The 17871-nt window shown below is 56.6% G+C and carries 22 protein-coding genes; 11 read left to right on the top strand and 11 right to left on the bottom strand.

Features of this window, described 5'->3' with window-relative positions; genetic code table 11:
- The first annotated feature begins 164 nt into the window (after positions 1-164).
- Both ACR0DT_RS04790 and ACR0DT_RS04785 read left to right on the top strand, forming a co-directional pair.
- Positions 165-1004: an EamA family transporter gene (locus ACR0DT_RS04790; protein ID WP_480709643.1), complete on the top strand. Its 840-nt coding sequence runs from the start codon at positions 165-167 to the stop codon at positions 1002-1004.
- 69 nt (positions 1005-1073) lie between these two features.
- A complete protein-coding gene (locus ACR0DT_RS04785; protein WP_480709642.1) occupies positions 1074-1844 on the top strand; it encodes an alpha/beta hydrolase in 771 nt (256 codons plus the stop codon).
- A gap of 18 nt (positions 1845-1862) precedes the next feature.
- On the opposite strand, the gene ACR0DT_RS04780 is transcribed toward ACR0DT_RS04785, so the two are convergent.
- The 5 genes from ACR0DT_RS04780 to ACR0DT_RS04760 all read right to left on the bottom strand — a co-directional run bounded on the left by ACR0DT_RS04780 (position 1863) and on the right by ACR0DT_RS04760 (position 7447).
- Positions 1863-2144, bottom strand: coding sequence for a hypothetical protein (locus ACR0DT_RS04780; protein ID WP_480709641.1), 282 nt, complete (start codon positions 2142-2144; stop codon positions 1863-1865).
- A gap of 232 nt (positions 2145-2376) precedes the next feature.
- The gene (locus tag ACR0DT_RS04775; RefSeq protein ID WP_480709640.1) at positions 2377-3108 is read right to left on the bottom strand and encodes a hypothetical protein; all 732 of its coding nucleotides are present in this window, start codon (positions 3106-3108) and stop codon (positions 2377-2379) included.
- 277 nt (positions 3109-3385) lie between these two features.
- Positions 3386-4453, bottom strand: coding sequence for a serine hydrolase domain-containing protein (locus ACR0DT_RS04770; protein WP_480709639.1), 1068 nt, complete (start codon positions 4451-4453; stop codon positions 3386-3388).
- A gap of 67 nt (positions 4454-4520) precedes the next feature.
- A complete protein-coding gene (gene parE / locus ACR0DT_RS04765; RefSeq protein ID WP_170396358.1) occupies positions 4521-6479 on the bottom strand; it encodes a DNA topoisomerase IV subunit B in 1959 nt (652 codons plus the stop codon).
- Between the two features lie 128 nt (positions 6480-6607).
- Positions 6608-7447 (bottom strand): class I SAM-dependent methyltransferase, encoded by an 840-nt coding sequence (locus ACR0DT_RS04760; protein ID WP_480709638.1) that lies wholly within the window; start codon positions 7445-7447, stop codon positions 6608-6610.
- A gap of 127 nt (positions 7448-7574) precedes the next feature.
- Here ACR0DT_RS04760 and ACR0DT_RS04755 point away from each other — a divergent pair, with 127 nt between their 5' ends.
- The 3 genes from ACR0DT_RS04755 to ACR0DT_RS04745 all read left to right on the top strand — a co-directional run bounded on the left by ACR0DT_RS04755 (position 7575) and on the right by ACR0DT_RS04745 (position 10701).
- On the top strand, positions 7575-8183 hold the full coding sequence (locus tag ACR0DT_RS04755; RefSeq protein WP_480709637.1) for a carboxymuconolactone decarboxylase family protein: 609 nt from the start codon (positions 7575-7577) through the stop codon (positions 8181-8183).
- A 135-nt stretch (positions 8184-8318) separates the two neighbouring features.
- The gene (gene ppk2 / locus ACR0DT_RS04750) at positions 8319-9242 is read left to right on the top strand and encodes a polyphosphate kinase 2 (RefSeq protein ID WP_480709636.1); all 924 of its coding nucleotides are present in this window, start codon (positions 8319-8321) and stop codon (positions 9240-9242) included.
- Positions 9243-9348: 106 nt separating this feature from the next.
- Positions 9349-10701: an MATE family efflux transporter gene (locus ACR0DT_RS04745; RefSeq protein ID WP_480709635.1), complete on the top strand. Its 1353-nt coding sequence runs from the start codon at positions 9349-9351 to the stop codon at positions 10699-10701.
- Between the two features lie 9 nt (positions 10702-10710).
- On the opposite strand, the gene ACR0DT_RS04740 is transcribed toward ACR0DT_RS04745, so the two are convergent.
- Both ACR0DT_RS04740 and ACR0DT_RS04735 read right to left on the bottom strand, forming a co-directional pair.
- Positions 10711-11112 (bottom strand): hypothetical protein, encoded by a 402-nt coding sequence (locus ACR0DT_RS04740; RefSeq protein WP_480709634.1) that lies wholly within the window; start codon positions 11110-11112, stop codon positions 10711-10713.
- Positions 11113-11125: 13 nt separating this feature from the next.
- Entirely contained in the window at positions 11126-12328 is a 1203-nt protein-coding gene (locus ACR0DT_RS04735; RefSeq protein WP_480709633.1) for a pyridoxal phosphate-dependent aminotransferase, read from the bottom strand.
- Between the two features lie 90 nt (positions 12329-12418).
- On the opposite strand from ACR0DT_RS04735, the gene ACR0DT_RS04730 reads away from it, so the two are divergent.
- The 3 genes from ACR0DT_RS04730 to ACR0DT_RS04720 all read left to right on the top strand — a co-directional run bounded on the left by ACR0DT_RS04730 (position 12419) and on the right by ACR0DT_RS04720 (position 13640).
- Positions 12419-12811: a helix-turn-helix domain-containing protein gene (locus ACR0DT_RS04730; protein WP_480709632.1), complete on the top strand. Its 393-nt coding sequence runs from the start codon at positions 12419-12421 to the stop codon at positions 12809-12811.
- Positions 12808-13065 carry a succinate dehydrogenase assembly factor 2 gene (locus tag ACR0DT_RS04725; RefSeq protein WP_480709631.1) on the top strand — a complete coding sequence of 86 codons (258 nt, stop codon included), beginning with the start codon at positions 12808-12810 and terminating at the stop codon, positions 13063-13065. The genes ACR0DT_RS04730 and ACR0DT_RS04725 overlap by 4 nt, the downstream gene beginning before the upstream one ends.
- 77 nt (positions 13066-13142) lie before the next feature.
- The gene (locus ACR0DT_RS04720; protein WP_370731918.1) at positions 13143-13640 is read left to right on the top strand and encodes a MarR family winged helix-turn-helix transcriptional regulator; all 498 of its coding nucleotides are present in this window, start codon (positions 13143-13145) and stop codon (positions 13638-13640) included.
- Here ACR0DT_RS04720 and ACR0DT_RS04715 read toward each other — a convergent pair whose 3' ends face one another.
- From ACR0DT_RS04715 to ACR0DT_RS04705, 3 genes are read right to left on the bottom strand one after another with little or no spacing between them, the layout of a single operon-like run.
- Positions 13641-14351 carry a DUF1194 domain-containing protein gene (locus ACR0DT_RS04715; RefSeq protein WP_480709630.1) on the bottom strand — a complete coding sequence of 237 codons (711 nt, stop codon included), beginning with the start codon at positions 14349-14351 and terminating at the stop codon, positions 13641-13643.
- A complete protein-coding gene (locus ACR0DT_RS04710) occupies positions 14348-15052 on the bottom strand; it encodes a DUF1194 domain-containing protein (protein WP_480709629.1) in 705 nt (234 codons plus the stop codon). The genes ACR0DT_RS04715 and ACR0DT_RS04710 overlap by 4 nt, the downstream gene beginning before the upstream one ends.
- Positions 15049-15477 carry a VOC family protein gene (locus ACR0DT_RS04705; RefSeq protein WP_480709628.1) on the bottom strand — a complete coding sequence of 143 codons (429 nt, stop codon included), beginning with the start codon at positions 15475-15477 and terminating at the stop codon, positions 15049-15051. Before ACR0DT_RS04705 ends, ACR0DT_RS04710 begins: the two co-directional genes overlap by 4 nt.
- A 175-nt stretch (positions 15478-15652) precedes the next feature.
- Here ACR0DT_RS04705 and thyX point away from each other — a divergent pair, with 175 nt between their 5' ends.
- A complete protein-coding gene (gene thyX / locus ACR0DT_RS04700) occupies positions 15653-16564 on the top strand; it encodes an FAD-dependent thymidylate synthase (protein ID WP_480709627.1) in 912 nt (303 codons plus the stop codon).
- Between the two features lie 157 nt (positions 16565-16721).
- Here thyX and ACR0DT_RS04695 read toward each other — a convergent pair whose 3' ends face one another.
- The gene (locus ACR0DT_RS04695) at positions 16722-16928 is read right to left on the bottom strand and encodes a cold-shock protein (protein WP_010439113.1); all 207 of its coding nucleotides are present in this window, start codon (positions 16926-16928) and stop codon (positions 16722-16724) included.
- Between the two features lie 215 nt (positions 16929-17143).
- On the opposite strand from ACR0DT_RS04695, the gene ACR0DT_RS04690 reads away from it, so the two are divergent.
- Both ACR0DT_RS04690 and ACR0DT_RS04685 read left to right on the top strand, forming a co-directional pair.
- A complete protein-coding gene (locus ACR0DT_RS04690; protein WP_480709626.1) occupies positions 17144-17461 on the top strand; it encodes an ArsC/Spx/MgsR family protein in 318 nt (105 codons plus the stop codon).
- 41 nt (positions 17462-17502) lie between these two features.
- A complete protein-coding gene (locus ACR0DT_RS04685) occupies positions 17503-17871 on the top strand; it encodes a hypothetical protein (protein WP_480709625.1) in 369 nt (122 codons plus the stop codon).

The raw sequence follows: 17871 nt of genomic DNA, 5'->3' as shown, positions 1-17871 counted from the left end.
CCAAGGCGCAATCATCGACCCCTCATGCGGCGGTAACCCCATCAAACTCAACGAGGATAATCTGACAAAACTATTCAATAACGCGTTGTGATCAGGAAATTGCTGTGTAGACACAATGGCCGGTCCGCTTATCGGGCCGGTTCTTTTACGCACGAGGTGCAGTTGTGACCATTTTTGTCATCGTCATCATTCTGACGGCGGCTTTGCTGCACGCAGTGTGGAACGCCATCGTCAAAACTGCGGCGGACAGAACAACGACTTTGGGTCTGGTTGCGTTCGGCCACGTCATCCCAGCGTCGATCATGGTGATGCTCCTACCGTTGCCGAGTGCAGAGAGCTTTATTTACATCCTGCTCTCAACCGTTGTGCATTTCGGCTATTACTTCATGTTGGGCAAAGCCTACCAGCATGGTGATCTGAGCGTCGTTTACCCGATTGCACGTGGCATCGTGCCCGCGTTGGTGTCGCTCTGGGCAATGCTATTGGTGGGCGAGGTTCTTCCTCTGCAAGCCTGGGGTGGGATCGCACTGATCGCACTCGGGATACAGCTGAGCAGCTGGCGCGCATTGCGTTCGGGCGTGGGGCGTGCCGCGTTGGGCTTTGCTGTTGGCACTGGTTTTTGCATTTCGGTCTATTCCGTGGTGGACGGAATTGGGGTGCGATTGTCGGGCAATACGCTTAGCTATTGGGCGTGGGGCGCCTTTCTGCATTTGTTTATCGCCGGATTTGTTGGTGTGCGGAAAAGAAACACGCTGGCGGCGCTGCCTGCCAAAACCTGGATGATCGGCATTCTGGGTGGGTTGGTGTCGATGACGGCCTATGGGCTTGTGCTTTACGCCAAGAACTTCGCTCCGCTGGGGGCGGTGTCGGCGTTGCGGGAAACGTCGGTCATCTTCGCTGCGCTGATCGGGTTTGTGTTCCTGCACGAAGGCAACTGGATGCGCCGTATGGGCGCGGCGGTTCTGATGGCGGCGGGCGTGGCTCTGATCGGACTGGCCGTTTGATTCCCGATCGCGACCTTGCTGTAGACGCCCCCGATCTCTCATAGTGGCGAGAGAAAAGGGAGCGTTTTCATGACCAAAGAGATTGTTCTGATCCACGGGGCCTTTGCTGGGCCGTGGTGTATGCAGGATTACGCTGGGTTCTTCCGTGATCGCGGCTGGACGGTTCACACCCCCGCGCTGCGCTATCACGGTGGGGACCCTACGGCTGAACCCGACCCGCGCCTGACCGACACCAGCGTGATGGATTACGCCGACGATATTGCGGATTTTGCGCAGGGGCTGGACAACAAGCCAGTTCTGTTGGGCCATGCCATCGCGGGCGTGGTGGCGCAGCAGGTGGCCTCACGCGGGTTGGCCAGTGCCATCGTCCTGATCAACCCGAACGCGCCGTGGGGCACATTGCCCGAAACCGACGATGAACGTGCCATCCCCCGTGCGCTGATGGAGGGCGGGGCGTTCTGGAAACAGCCCATGCGGGTCGAGTTCGACCTGATGGCCCCCTTCGCGCTGAACAAAATGCCCGAGGCGCAGCAGCACGCGGTGTTCGACCGTTTAGGCGCCGAAAGCGGGCGGGTGATGTTCGAGATGTTCTTTTGGATGTTCGACGATCACCACGCGATGAAGGTCGATATCGACAAGGTCGACTGCCCGGTGCTGGTCGTTTCGGGCACTGAGGACCGTGCCGTGAACCCCAACACTTGCCGCGCTTTGGCCGATCTGTACGGGGACCGCGCCACCTTTATGCCCGTCGAAAACCACGCGCATTTCCTGTTCATGGAGCCCGGCTGGGAACAGCCCGCCGCGCAGATCGCGGACTGGCTGGAAGGGAAGGTGGGCTAACGCGCCCACCTTATGCGTTTAGTTATTGGTCGAGAACGTGCTCTGCGGTTTCCATTTCAGGGTACCATCGCTTTCGCGGTGACAGCGCAGCAGCCGTTCCTGAATCGTGCTGACCGTCTGAGTGACCGTGTTGTCACCGACCAGCAGGACAAACGCGTCCTGCGAATAGGCCATGCCGTCATAATAACAGAACCGCGTCTCAGCCCCGTCCGGAATGGGGGATGCTGTGCTCAAGGTCTGCTGCGCACTGGCTTGGCTGGCCAGCAGTGCAAAGGCCAGCCCAAGGATTAGTGTTTTCATATCGTCCTCCCGTTCGAAAATCTGTTCTTGGTTTCATTGCGTCTTGGACGCTCGGAACCTCAATTGTCGTTCTTGAATGACGGTTTGAGGGTAAGTGTGAACGAGATCAACGGGTTAGGCAAGGGGAGTGTTTGGTGGTCGTTTTTTTTTGGACAAGTTCCGCGCCACCCTTAAATCGGGGGCGTAAGTTGAGATGATGAGGAGTTTAGGAGAGAAGCCCAGCCCAGTCCCTTTATTTGCAAGTGGTCCTGATAGCTCTTGCAAGTTTCAATTTTGTTTGCACGTAAGACTGCCCCGGTTTTACGAGGTCTGAATACAGAGCAGAAAAACTAAGCGAATTCGCGTCAAACCAGGAGTTTCTGAGGCTAGGGTCATTGAAACTAACAGGTTCGAGTTTCTTGAGGCCCATAGTTTTTAAAGTTACGGCTTCTACGCAAGCAAACGTATCCTCATCGGAATACCCAAGTTTCACCCAAATTTGCGCATCTTGTATCGTACCGTCTTCGTATTCCGTGGTAATCTCGGTGCACAACCGGTCGCTTTTCAGCCAATTTGAGAAGACCGTTCTGCGTATCTCTGGGAAGCCTAAATTTTCGGGTGCCACTATATTCTCAATAGTGGCATTTAATTCTCCGGTGGAATCTTCTTCGTCAACAACAACAAACGCCAACATGTTTAGTGTTTCGGGCGTTCTAAAATGGGCTCGGCTCTCAGTTAAATCACTAAGTTCTGTAAGTAATTTGGAGGTTCTAGCAACTAGCGATTTTCCTATGTCGAAGCCTGTCGGTGCCACTATGAAAACACTGTAGTCTTCGACGCGTCTAGTCGCAGGCGCATAGCATGGGCCGCTATCGTCGCATAAACCGTAGTAGTGGATGGAGGTCGCTATTTTCTGGGTCAGCGCCTCGACGTTTCCACCGTTACGCTCAAGCCCAACGCACAAACTATCAATCGTAGAACTCAATTGCTCTCCCGATGTCTGACTGGCCAAGCCAGTCGCCACAAGAATGGTACCGAATAACACGTTTCTCATAATCAATTTTGATAAAGGCTGTTGGGGCTTGAAGCAGCTTGGAAGTCTAATTGAATGCGTTAACGGAATTTGAAGTTGCCGGAAGCAACCTCTTAGTCTCAAACATCCAACTCCTCCACAAACCGGGTATTCTCCTGAGTGTATTGGAACCGCAGTTCGGGTTTTTCCCCAATCAACCGTTCGCTCTCTGGCCGAGCCAATCTCGACCTCACCAATTCGATTTATTGATCTCATACAATGCGTTATGCAGCGAGACAAACGCATTGCTCCGATCGTTTGGTGAGGCGTTGAACAGAATGACAACGGTCTCTCCATCCAAAAACTGAAAGACAGTTGTGAACACGCCCCGGACGCCGCCCCAGTGGGTCAGGTGCTGGCCGTTTTCTTCCGGCCACACATGCCAGCCCGACGCATAGAAATCACTTTTGTCATCCTCTAAGGCCGTCGCCTCGAAAGAAGGTTGCGGGGTCGAGGCGAAGGACCAGACCGCCTCGGCCGTGCCGATTGCCCCGCCAGCGATGCCTAGCCCCAACACCCAAGCCTCGTCGGCCTCAGAGCCATGCACGCGGACCCAGCCGTCGCTGGTACGTTCCCAATTAGCCCCGGCAGGCCCTTGCAGACGGATATCGGCGACCTGTTGCAGGCCGCCCTCAACACCCGATCCGGGGATGGTGGTGAACAGGTCGCTCAGAAGACAGAAACCAACGTTCGAGTATGCCGTCTTGTTGCCGGGCACGTGGTCCAGCGGCATGGTTTGCCACACGGTTCGGGCCACATCCGCGCAACTGGCAGACCAATCGAGGCCAACACGTTCAGGTGCGAAGATCGGATCGAAGCTGATTTTTCCGTCGAAACCACCGGTATGCGCCATAAGCTGTCGCGCCGTTATCTGCGCGGCCCGTGGATCATGGGGCGGGGGGAGGTCGGCAAGCTCGGCTATTGGGCGGTCCAGATCGATTTGGCCGCGTTCCTCGGCTTCGATCAGCGCTCTGGTTGCAATGGGTTTGGTGACTGAGGCCAGGCGAAATGGCTGGTTGATCGACATGGGTGTGTTCTGAACCGGATCGGACACGCCGAATGCTATAACTTTGGGGTCTGCGCCCGAGGGACCATAGGCCAGCACAGCGCCCGGAATATCGTGGATTTGAAGAAAAGCCTCGACGATGTCTTCGACAGTGGCCGGTTCGTGGCGACGATCCGCGAACATCGCAATCACACCTGCAAGGACAAGAATACCTGCTGACCAGCGCAGCCTTGCCTTACGTGATTTGAACATTTGGCCCCTGTGCTGATTGGAAAATTACGATATCGCTGTCCTGATTGGATTTTCGCGTAAAGCCGCCTTATACGTCCAGTTCTTCCACAAATCGCGCGTTCTCCTGAATGTACTGGAACCGCAATTCGGGTTTTTTGCCCATCAGGCGCTCGACCAGGTCGCCGGTCTCGCCAGGTTCGTCTTCGTCGATGGTGACCCGGATCAGTTTGCGGGACGCGGGGTCCATGGTGGTTTCTTTCAGGTCCTTGGCGTCCATTTCGCCCAGACCCTTGAAGCGCGAGACGTCGATCTTGCCCTTGCCGCCCAGACCTTTCTCAAGCCATTCATCCCGCTCGGCCTCGTCCAGACAATAGACGCGCTTGGCGCCTTGGGTCAGGCGGTAGAGGGGCGGGCAGGCGAGGTAGAGGTGGCCCGCGTCGATCATCGGGCGCATTTGGGTAAAGAAGAACGTCATCAGCAGCGAAGCGATATGTGCCCCGTCCACATCCGCGTCGGTCATGATGATGACCTTGTCATAGCGCAGGTCGTCGACGTTGAACTTGGTGCCAAGCCCCACACCCAACGCCTGCGTCAGGTCGTTGATCTCGGCATTGGTGCCCAGTTTCGAACTGGCCGCGCCGAGCACGTTCAGGATTTTGCCGCGCAGGGGCAGCAGGGCCTGCGTTTTGCGGTCACGGCCCATTTTGGCAGAGCCGCCCGCCGAGTCGCCCTCGACGATGAATAATTCGGTGCCGTCGCGTGTTGAACTAGAGCAGTCCACCAGCTTGCCGGGAAGACGAAGTTTCTTAGTGGCGGACTTGCGTTGTGTTTCCTTCTCGGCCCGTCGGCGCAGGCGTTCCTCAGCCCGCAGGATGAGGAAGTCCAGAATGGCGCCGGCGGATTTTGTGTCCGCGGCCAGCCAGTTATCGAAATGGTCGCGGACCGAATTTTCCACTAGTCGCTGCGCCTCGACTGTAGCCAGACGGTCTTTGGTCTGGCCTACGAATTCCGGTTCGCTGATGAAACACGACACCAGCGCGCAGCCGCCGGTGATCAAGTCGTCACGGGTGATCTGACCTGCCTTCTTGTTGTTGATCAGTTCGCCGTAGGCTTTTATCCCCTTGAGGACCGCAGCCCAGAACCCCGCCACATGGGTGCCGCCTTCGGGCGTGGGGACGGTGTTACAGTAGGATTGGATGAACCCGTCGCGCGAGGGCGTCCAGTTGATCGCCCATTCGACTTTGCCGGGGGTGCCGAATTTCTCGTTAAAGTCCACGGTGCCGGCAAAGGGTTGCTCGGCATAGGTGGACGAGCCATTCATCGTCTCTTTCAGGTAGTCCGACAGGCCACCGGGGAAGTGGAAGGTCGCCTCGGTTGGGGTCTCGCCATCGTCGATGGCTGATTTCCAGCGGATTTCGACGCCTGAGAACAGATAGGCCTTGGAGCGGATTGATTTGAACAGTCGCGCGGGTTTGAATTTGTGATGGCCGAAGATCTCGGCATCGGCGTGAAAAGTGACCGTGGTGCCACGCCGATTGGGAGCTGCACCGACCTTTTCGACGGGCCCCAGTGGGATACCGCGTGAGAAGCGTTGTTCGAACAGCGTCTTGTCGCGCGCCACTTGAACAACCATCGAGTCCGATAGAGCGTTGACCACAGATGCCCCCACGCCATGCAGACCGCCGGAAGTCTGGTACGCCTTGCCCGAGAATTTGCCGCCCGCATGCAGGGTGCACAGGATCACCTCCAACGCTGATTTGTCCGGGAATTTCGGATGGGGGTCGATCGGAATGCCGCGCCCGTTGTCGCGTACGGTCAGGGCGTAATCAGCGTGTAGCTCAACCTCAATCCGGTTGGCGTGGCCCGCGACGGCTTCGTCCATCGAGTTGTCGAGAATTTCGGCCACCATATGGTGCAACGCGCGCTCATCAGTGCCGCCGATATACATACCGGGGCGTTTTCGGACCGGTTCTAGACCTTCCAGTACCTCAATCGAAGAGGCGTCGTAAGTGGTGGTCGCGCTTGGCGTCAACAGATCGTCGGGCATCGGGGCTGCTCTTGTTTTTAGGTTAAGCCCATTATGGCAGGTGATGTGGTCCGGGGGAAGAGGGGCGCGAGGTGTAGTGGACGATTGACTGCAATCTTGATGGGTGACACCCCTTCACGAACCCGAAGTTATTCCGGTTTTTCCGCCGTCAATCGTACTCCGCCGATCCGTCTTTGTTTCACGTCGCTGACAAATTGCGCGTACATTTTCAGGAAGGTATCGCCTTTGGACGGGTTGCCAGCACGTTCGGCCTCGGCATCCAGAGTCTGGTACATGCTCAGCCGACGCGCCAGAATTTCGCCCCAGGACGCTGTTACATCGTTGGCCGAGACGACCGAAAACCCAGCTTTTTCCAACACAGTTTCGTATTCGGGAATACTGAGCAGGGACTGGCAGGCAAAACGTTGGTGGTACAATTCCATCTCATCGTCGGGCAGGGGCTTATGCATCACCCAGTCAGTAAAGGCAAAGCGGCTGCCGGGGCGCAGAACGCGGAACACTTCGGACAGGGCTTTGAACTTGTCGGGGATATGCAAGAAGGATTCCTGACTGACCGCCGCATCGAAATGCGCATCGTCAAAGGGTATATCCATCGCACTGCCCAGAATTGGATGCACCTGATCCTGTAGTCCGACAAGCTCGTTCAGTTCCTTGGCGCCGTCGACGCGGTTGGGGCTGATATCGAGGCCAGTGACGTCAACGTCATGCTCAGAGGCGTACCATCGCGCAGGTCCACAAAGTCCGGCACACACATCCAGAACGCGATCACCAGATTTCATCCGGACTTTGTCCGCCAGTCGGGCGTTGGCATTCAGGCCGTCATAGTGATCCTGATCATAGGGGTAGAGTTCTTGCGGAGTTACATCCTTTAACGATCCGCGAATGCCTGTCAGCTTTGTCAGGATATGTGGCGCGGAAATTGGGTGGTTGGCATAGAATTCAGTGACAGTTTTCTCCGCCATTTCCATGAGATGCTCCCTTACTTGCGTTTCCTCAACTTAGCCTGACATGGTGGGGTGATCCAGTTTTGTCTCAGAAGGATACGGAGCGAAATTGGGAGGCGAAGACGAGATAAGACAACAGGGCGAGGACCACATGAGCTGGATTAAGACTGTTCCATTTGAAGAAGCCACCGGCAAGCTGCGGAAGCTGTACGAACGAGTCACCGGGCCGGGTAACAACGTGGACAACATCATGATGGCGCATTCCCTGCGCCCGCATTCGATGGAAGGCCACATGGCGTTGTACAAGAACGTCCTGCATCACTCGGCCAACAAGGTTCCGAAATGGTTTCTAGAGGTGCTGGGGGTTTGGGTCAGTTCCCTGAACCAGTGCAGCTATTGCGTCGAGCATCACTTTCATGGGTTACAGCGGTTGTTGGCAGACGCGGAACGGGGCGATGCCATCCGCGCGGCGATTGAGGCGGGAACACCGGAATCCGCGCCGCTGGACAACGCCCAAATCGCTGCCATGTGTTATGCGCGCAAGCTGACCGAGGCACCTGCGGAAATGGTTCAGGCTGATGTTCGAGCCCTTAGGGACGCCGGGTGGGACGATGGCGAGATTCTCGAGATCAATCAGGTCTGCGCTTATTTCTCATATGCAAACCGAACAGTTCTTGGGCTTGGATGCTCGACCACAGGCGATGTTCTGGGTCTGTCGCCCAACAACTCGGATGACCCGGCGGATTGGGGGCACAGCTAGATCTGTGCCACAACGTGTTGAACTTCTTTGGTAGAAATATTCCTAGGCTACGGGTCAAAAGTTTGACCCGTATCAAAGCGAAAAACCACGCCTTTTGCTAGACGTTCCCGCGGATAGTGAAAAAGGAATAATTGAATGGAAGCTGCGGCACAAATCGAACAAAAACAACCCTCTGTCAAAATTGTCCCAACACCCAAGCCCGAACCATCGCAACCTAGTCCCGAACGAATTCGGCAGGCGTTTGAAAGCGGCAAATACCCTTATGACCGCAAGATGGCACGCGGCAAGTATGAGGCGCAGAAAGCGCAGCTGCAGGCCGAATTACTCAAGGTGCAGCTTTGGGCGCAAGAGACGGGGCAACGCTTTGTTCTGCTGTTCGAAGGGCGCGATGCGGCAGGTAAGGGTGGTACGATCAAGCGGTTCATGGAGCATCTGAACCCCCGGCAAGCCCGCGTCGTCGCGTTGAATAAGCCGACCTGGGAAGAGAAAGGCCAATGGTATTACCAGCGCTATATTCAAGAGTTGCCGACCGTCGGTGAAATGGTGTTCTATGACCGGTCTTGGTACAACCGTGCAGGCGTTGAGCGGGTCATGGGGTTTTGTTCGCCCAACGAGTACCTGGAGTTCATGCGGCAGACACCCGAGTTGGAGCGAATGTTGGTACGCTCGGGCATTCAGCTCTACAAATATTGGTTCTCGGTCACGCAGCCAGAACAACAGCGCCGGTTCAAAAGCCGGGAAACCGACCCATTGAAACAATGGAAACTGTCCCCCATCGACAAGGCGAGCCTCGATAAATGGGACGACTACACCGAAGCCAAAGAGGCGATGTTCTTCTATACGGACACTGCCGACGCGCCTTGGACCATCGTCAAGTCTAACGACAAGAAACGTGCGCGCCTGAACTGTATGCGCCACTTCTTGTCGACGCTGGATTACCCAGACAAGAACCACGATATCGTGGGCCAGCCCGATCCCATGATCGTGGGGCAGGCGCATCACGTCATTCATCAATCCGAGCATATTTTGGGTAATTCCCTGCATCCGGAAGCCCGGTGAGTTAAGCGGCCAATTGCCGGCAGCAATAGTCTCACATTGAAATTTCATTGATCACCTCTTGTACCGGCCTCTGGCCGGGCATAAGGCTGGTGAAATGAATAAAGTAATGACATATCAAGCCCACTTCCGGGCTATTGCCGTGCTTGGTCTGCCGCTGGTCGGCGGGCATTTGGCGCAGTTTGCCATTGGTTTGACCGACACGATCATGCTGGGCTGGTACGGGGTCGAGGCACTGGCCGCCGTGACGCTGGCCAGCAGCTTTTATTTCGTGTTGTTCCTGTTTGGCGGGGGTTTCGGACTGGCCGTGATGCCCATGGTGGCGACTGCGGCCGCCGAAGAGGATGAGACCAGTATTCGCCGCTCGACCCGGATGGGGGTGTGGCTGTCGTTGCTGTATGCGGTGCTGGTCATGCCTTTGCTATGGTGGTCCCACCCGATTTTGATTGCCGCAGGGCAAGATCCGCAGGTGGCTGAAACCGCATCGCAATATCTGCGTGTTGCAGGATGGGGTCTGTTCCCGGCGCTGGTGGTTATGGTGCTGAAGTCCTATCTGGCGGCTTTGGAGCGCACGCAGATCGTTTTGTGGATCACCGTGACGGCCGCTGTCGTCAATGCGCTGACCAATTACGCGTTGATCTTTGGCAATTGGGGCGCGCCTGAACTGGGCGTGATGGGGGCTGCCATTGCTTCGGTGGTGACGCAAATGGTGTCACTGATTGCGGTCGTGGTTTACGCCGTGCGCGTTTTGCCCGAACACAACCTGTTCCAAAGGTTCTGGCGCCCGGATTGGGAGATGCTGTACAGCGTGCTGCGCCTAGGCATTCCCATTGGGTTTACATTGCTTGCCGAGGTGTCGCTGTTCGCCATGTCGGCCTTCATGATGGGGTGGATCGGGCCGGTGCCGCTGGCGGCACACGGGATTGCGCTGAACCTGGCCTCCGCCACGTTCATGGTGCATCTGGGGCTGTCCAATGCGGCCACGATCCGCGCCGGAAACGCCTTAGGGCGCAAGGATCGCCCACATCTGGAAAAAGGTGCGAAAGCGGTGACCGTGATGTCTCTGCTGGTGTCCGTCCTGACGATAACTCTGTTCGTGACCTGCGCCGAGCCGTTGATTTCAGTATTCATAGAACCCGACGATCCGCAGCGTCCACAGATTTTGGCAATTGGCACTGGCCTGCTGGCCATGGCTGCCCTGTTCCAACTGGTCGACGGGGCGCAGGTGATTGCGCTGGGGCTGCTGCGTGGCTTGCAAGACGCCAAGGTACCGATGGTAATGGCCGGACTTAGTTATTGGGTGGTTGGGATTCCGGCGTCGTATTACTTTGGCTTTGTGCAGGGGATGGACGGGATTGGAATCTGGCTGGGCCTCGTTCTGGGGCTTGCTTGCGCGGCTGTCTTGCTGATGGCGCGGTTCTGGACACGCTCGGTTCAGACCGTTGGAGTGCCTGCGGAATAGCCCGCTCCTTCAGTCCTTGTTCAGCCGATCCGCCTTTTTGCGCACCAAAACGGTGCGCAGATCGTGCATCGCCAACAGCAACCGGTCAGTTACATCCTCAAGCTGTTCTTCCGTGGCCTTGGACTGCGCCCATTGTGTCGTCAGGTTCAGGTAGTCGACTGCGCGGTGAATGTCGTCGATATCCCGTTGCGCCAGCAGGGCTTTGCGTTCCTCCATCCAACGCGCGATTTCCGCCTGATCCGCTGTGGTCAGGGTGCGCTGGCCCTGTGGCTTAACCTCGCCATTGCGGATGTTGATGACCGCGATCTGATCCATCTCGATTCGCCGTTGACGGTTTTCGGTATCGATCCGGAAAACCGCGGCGCCATTCTCTCGGACACGAAAGTAGTATTCGGGCAGTTCTGCGGTCATCTTGTCCTCCGGTTCAGGTCAGGGACGCGCAGAAACGCTGGATGCGGGTGCAGGCTTCAGTCAGAGCTTCGTCCGAGGTCGCATAGCTGACCCGAAAATTCGGCGACAGGCCAAAGGCTGCACCAAACACAACGGCTACGTCGGCCTCTTCCAGCAGGGCGGTGGCGAAAACCTCATCCGAGTCAATCTTGGTGCCCGCCGGAGTGGTCTTACCGATCAGACCCGCGATCGACGGGTAGACATAGAACGCGCCCTCGGGCGTAGGGCAGGTAATGCCGTCAACCTGGTTGAGCATGTCGACCACCAGATTGCGACGGCGCTTGAACGTCTCGTTGTTCGGGGCCAGAAATGCCTGCGTTCCGTTCAGCGCCTCGACCGCCGCCCATTGGCTGACTGAGCAGGGGTTCGAGGTCGATTGCGACTGTATCTTGCGCATGGCGGCGATGATTTCTACTGGACCCGCCGCATAGCCAATGCGCCAACCAGTCATAGCGTAGGCTTTGGATACGCCGTTACAGGTCAGCGTACGCTCATAGAGGCCTGGTTCCACTTCGGCCGGGGTGCAGAATTCGAACCCGTCATAAGCCAGATGCTCGTACATGTCGTCAGACATAATCCACACATGCGGGTGGCGCATCAGCACATCGGTCAGCGCCTTCAACTCCGCACGGCTATAACCTGCACCGGTCGGGTTCGACGGCGAATTGAAGATGAACCACTTGGTCTTGGGCGTGATCGCTGCCTCAAGCTGTTCTGCGGTCAGTTTGAAGTTGTTCTCCAGCGTCGTTTCGACAACAATCGGCGTACCACCGGCCAGAAGAACCATATCCGGATAGCTGACCCAGTAGGGCGCAGGGATGATCACCTCATCGCCATCGTTCATGGTCGCCATCAGGGCGTTATACAGTGTTTGCTTGCCTCCGGTCCCGACCGAGATCTGCGCGGGCGTGTAGTCCAACCCGTGATCACGCTTCATCTTGGCGCAGGCGGCCTGCTTCAATTCTGGAATGCCGTCGGGTGCGGTGTATTTCGTTTTACCAGCAGCAATGGCCGCAACGGCCGCGTCCTTGATGTTTTGCGGCGTGTCAAAATCAGGCTCACCCGCACTCAGGCCGATCACGTCCCGTCCGGCAGCTTTTAGCTCGGCCGCTTTGGCCGTCATCGCGATGGTTGGGGATGGTTTTACGCGTGACAGTGTCGCAGACAGGAAACTCATGGGGGCCTCGGTTTGTATGTTCAACCTGTCTGTCATAGGGTGCGCCCGAATGACGATCAAGCCGTATGAAAAATTGAATTGGAGACCCCGATGGACGACGAAAACGACTGGTACGGACCAGAGGCCGCGACATTCGGGGATCGGCTGGCAGGCGCGCGCGAAGCAGCGGGCATGTCTCAGGCCCAACTGGCGCGGCGACTAGGTGTCAAAAAGGCGACGATTGCGGCCTGGGAAAATGATCTGTCGGAACCGCGTGCTAACCGTTTGTCGATGATGGCGGGAATGATCAACGTGTCGATCATGTGGTTGCTGACCGGCGAGGGCGAGGGTATGGACGCCCCCTTCGAAGAAGGCGAGACCAATATCGAACTGTCGGATGCAGTGGCCGAGCTGCGCGCGATCCGTGGCGAGATGCGTGGAAGCGCCGAACGAGCCGCGCGACTTGAGAAGAAGCTGCGATTGATGTTGGAGCAGGGAAAGTGACCGAAACACGGGACGTCAGGATCAAACGCATGCAGATGCGGTCGATGCGCCGCGGGATCAAGGAAATGGATTTGATCCTGTCGGCCTATGCCGAGCGCAATCTGGAGGCGATGGATACAGCCAGCCTGGATCAATTCGACGCGTTGCTGCACGAAAACGATCAAGACCTGTATCAATGGGTCACCGGACAGGTCCAACCGCCCGAGGGTTTCGCAAGCCTGATCGCCGACATCGCGCAAACCTTTCAAAAATAAAGAAAATCCAGCTTAACTGATTCTTGGGGATTTCGATTCATGCTGCCTGAAACAGCGCGACTGAATCGGAGGATCGGATGAGTATGGAAATGCAGGTCTCCGCGCCGGAAACCAAGGGTTTCATGACCAGCTATCTTGAGGCGCTCGCTTTGGTCGAGCGGCTGCATCGTCTGCTGCTGGACGTCATCAAAGATGAGTTCGAGCGGGTGGGGGTGCTTGAAATCAACGCCGTCCAGGCCCTGCTGCTGTTCAATATCGGCGATCATGAGGTGACGGCCGGCGAGTTGAAAAGCCGAGGTTATTACCAGGGCAGCAATGTCAGCTACAACCTAAAGAAGCTGGTCGAGATGGGTTATATGCACCACCAGCGGTGTGAGATTGACAGGCGCTCGGTTCGGGTTCGACTGACGCCGCGCGGGCGGGAAATTCGGGATATCGTGTCCGAGCTGTTCTCGCGCCATGCCGAAGGGCTGCAGACCCGTGGCGTGCTTGGGTTGGAGGGAATTGATGACATCACAACCTCTCTGCGCCGGGTTGAGCGGTACTGGACGGATCAGATCCGTTATATCTACTGATCAGGGGTGCAGGTCCGACAGGATCAACCCTTCGAGTTCTCGGATCAGTTTTCGGGTCATGGCGTCCTCGTAGGCGTCAAACCCAAGGGCGACCTCGACAAAGGCGTCTGGCCCCAGAATGACCCAGGCCGAGTAATAGGCAGATAGCTCTCCGACCTGAACATAGCGTTTGTCGCCGTGGCTGGGATCATCCGCGCCGATGACCAAACCGTTGATGGTGATACCCGAGGAGAGAAGCGCGGTTTTGGCCTCGCGAGGGTGGGTGCCCAGATTATGTTTGCCGTCCCCGGAAAGATCGAGCGTTTGTTTCCAGCAGTCTGTTTGCCAGGACAGCAGTTCGGCGCCGAACAGCATCGCTGACCCTACAGCCGTGCCTTGCGGGGCGGCGCTGCGTTTGGTGCTGTTTAACAGAAAAGCGATCTGTTCAAGGTCGCTGACTGATCGGATGGCGGTCCAATTCAGCAGCAGACGTTGATGGCCTGGCTCGCTCCACTCGAAGATCGCCAGTCGCACCGGAGTTAATGTGTCGGACAGGAATATCTGCACCACTTCAGGCTGTTGCAACGCCGCAGCCAGACCATCTAGTTGCAACCGGTATTCCTGGCTGTCCACGGAACCGGACACATCGAGACCCAAAGCCAAGGCTTGACGACACTCCGCCGCGGCTGATCCGGCAGCCAAGCTCGAGATAACCGCCAGTAGCCGCATCATCTGGTGATTGCGTCCTGCAGTGCGCTGATTTGCTGCCCGGTTAATTCTCGTTCCAGTTTCCGCCGCATGGCACGTTCGAAATCCTCGAACCCCTGTGCGACTTCAAGAAAAGCACCAGGCCCGTACAGAACGTTGTCTAGGAAGTAGGGGACCAGAAACAGTTCGTCTTCGAAATTGGTGGCATTGATGACGAGCCCGTTGACCACAGTGTTGTCGAACGGAAAATAGCGATAGGCCGAAGCTGGTTGATAACCGTCATTATTTGTTCCGTCCCCAGACAGGTCGATGGTCTGGAATAAACAAGATGGCGCTTGCTGCATCAACAATGCGCCAAATGCCAGAGCATGGCCCATTGCCGTGGCGGAGTCACTGTCAGTCCGAGCCGATTTCTGCACGGTTTCCGCCGCCGTCAGCAGGTCAGCCTGTGTGTTGATCGTCGTCCAGTTCAAAATGACGTGCTGGGTAGAGCGACTACTCCATTCATACACAGCTAATGCTACGGGCATAGGCGAGGAAAAGAACGCCTCGGTCACCTCGGGTGCGATCAGGGCGGCCGCCAAGCCCTGTCGCTGCAGGGCGTCCTCGGTTGCGTCCACCGAGCTTGAAATATCCATAGCCAGAGCCAGGGCCAGACGGCAGGTTTCGGCCCGAAGCGGGCTGGCCAGCCCGGCCAGCCCCAATGCTGTCAGCCAGCGGATCACCAGTGGCCGGTGCTTTCCATACTGGTCCAGGGCTCGGCGGGCTCCAGCGCGTCACCGTTCTGCAGCAGCTCGACCGAGATATTGTCGGGCGACCGAACAAATGCCATGCGGCCATCGCGGGGCGGGCGGTTGATCACCACACCATTGTCCTGCAAGTGCTGGCAGACCTCATAAATATTATCGACGCCATAGGCCAAATGTCCGAAATGCCGGCTGTCGCTGGGCAGCGCGTCGTCCCCATCCCAATTGTGGGTCAACTCAATTGGACGATCTTCTTGCCCAGGAGGTGCCATGAAGATTAGCGAAAACCGCCCAGACTCACTGTCGTAGCGGCGGGTTTCCTTCAGGCCCAGCAGCTCGAAAAACGCCATCGACTTCTCCAGATCCTTCACGCGGATCATGGTGTGAAGATATCTCAGCCCCATTGTGGCTCCTTTTCTGTTCAGGTGATGGGCTGCAGCTTAGCGCGCGGAAATAGCGTGTCGAGGGGCAGGGCGGACACATTTTTTAAATTGCGCCGCCGGGTACACATGTCGCGGTTCCGGTCCGGGAATTGCCGATATATAGTGGTGAACGACTCATTGCTGGAAAGGAACTTTCATGCCGCTGTCCTCTGACCAACTGGCCGAGATCGAAGCGCAACGGGCGCAATCGCATCCAACACGCCGCGTTGTGGCTGCGGGTATGGAAGAGCATCTTTATACCGCCCACCAAGTGCTGGACCACGGTTTTGTACGCGTGATCGACTATATGGGTGACGATGCGGCGATCTGTCAGGCGGCGCGGGTGTCTTATGGCAAAGGCACCAAATCGGTTCAAAATGATGAAGGTCTGATCCGCTACCTGATGCGCCATTGGCATTCGACCCCGTTCGAGATGTGCGAGATCAAGCTGCACGTGAAACTGCCTGTCTTCGTGGCTCGGCAATGGATTCGTCACCGTACGGCGAACGTGAACGAATACTCCGCGCGCTATTCGATTTTGGATCGCGAGTTCTATATCCCTGCGCCCGACCACGTGGCCGCTCAGTCCGAGGTGAACAACCAGGGCCGGGGCGATGCCCTGCAGGGCGAAGAGGCCGCCCGTGTGCTGGAAATGCTCAAAGCTGACAGCGCAAGGTGCTATGACAACTACGAAGCGATGATTAGCCAAGATGGCCAACAGGGGCTGGCGCGTGAACTGGCTCGAATGAATCTGCCCGCGAATATCTATACGCAGTGGTACTGGAAGGTGGATCTGCATAACCTGTTCCACTTCCTACGTCTGCGCGCCGACCCACATGCGCAGTACGAGATTCGGGTCTATGCGGATACCATGTGCAAGATCGTCGCCGACTGGGTACCATTCGCCTACAAGGCGTTTGAGGATTATCGCCTGGGCGCGGTGAACCTGTCGGCTCAGATGGTGGACAGCCTGCGCAGAATGCTATCGGGCGAAGCTGTTACGCAGGAAAATTCGGGCATGACAGCACGGGAATGGCGTGAGTTTGAGGCAGTCATTCGCGATAGCTGAACGCGCATGCTGTACCTCATTGTGTTGAGAAAAAACCAACATACTCGCGTCAAAGTTAACTTGGCGCGAGGGTAAGGTTTCGAACCTTTAAAAATTGGTCAACGGCCGGAAATTGGCCGTTGTCCTGTTTTGGTCACCCGCTGCATGCGGGATTGTTTTACAGTGGCTTTAAATCAGATGCCATTTGGCGGCCGTCACGTCCGTCTTCCAACTCATACGAGACTTTCTGATTGTCAGCGAGCCCGGTCAGACCGGACCGTTCAACGGCCGAGATATGAACAAATACGTCCTTGCCGCCCTCATCAGGGGCAATAAACCCGTAGCCTTTAGTGGTATTAAACCATTTCACGGTGCCAGTTGGCATTTCCCGTGTCTCCTTCTACTTACGCGTTGTCCCACATAATTGGTGGGGGCAGTGGTTGACGTCACCGCAATGCATAACCGTATCGCCCACACGATACAGCCTGAATTGCGTGTTTCGTCTTTTTCAACATTGCACGGTGAAGTAAAAAATCAAGAATAACCGATACGAGCAGGCAATTTTGCTGAAAATTGAACCAGATACAGGAGACACCCAAAATGCGCCTCTATGGCTTGAAAAACTGCGATACGTGTCGCAAGGCTTTGAAATCATTGCCGGAAGTTGAATTTGTCGACGTTCGGGCTGATGGTGTGCCCGATGCCGTTCTAACGCAGGCGCTGGATCGCTTCGGCGGTGCTTTGCTCAATACTCGCTCGACAACCTGGCGTGGATTGGACGATTTGCAACGCGCGCGGCCACCGCTAGAGCTGTTGGCGGACCACCCAACCCTGATGAAGCGCCCCCTGATCGAGCAAAACGGAACCCTTTATCTGGGATGGACGGTGGAAACGAAGGCAGAACTTGGCGTTGCGTGACTGGATGACTATGTGAATCAACGCAACTTAGAGGGTTTTGAATGCGCAACGCAGCTATGATTTTGGGCGTCATTGCCGGACTGATCGGGATGATCGTGGGATTTTTCGGCTATGGTTATGTCGAACTGATCGACCGATTTGGCGAGATTGAAGGACTGGCCGAGCAGGTGGACAATGCGCAATTCATTCAATTCGCGTCGATCATTGCGCCGCTGTTGGCGATTGCAGGCGGTGCTATGGCCCATGCGCGGGCCCTTATCGGAGGGGTCTTATTGCTGATTTCAGCAGCCGGGATGTATTACGCCTTTGGTTTTAATGTCTTCACCATGTTTCCGGTGGCGTTTGCAGCTGTAGCGGGCTTCCTTGGGCTGGCCGCGGGTAAACCGGACGAGCCCAAGGCGCATTTCTAG

Source organism: Ruegeria sp. BI11 (assembly GCF_056538005.1).
Note: the sequence above shows the minus strand (reverse complement) of the source record. Positions and strands in the feature narration are given on the sequence as shown.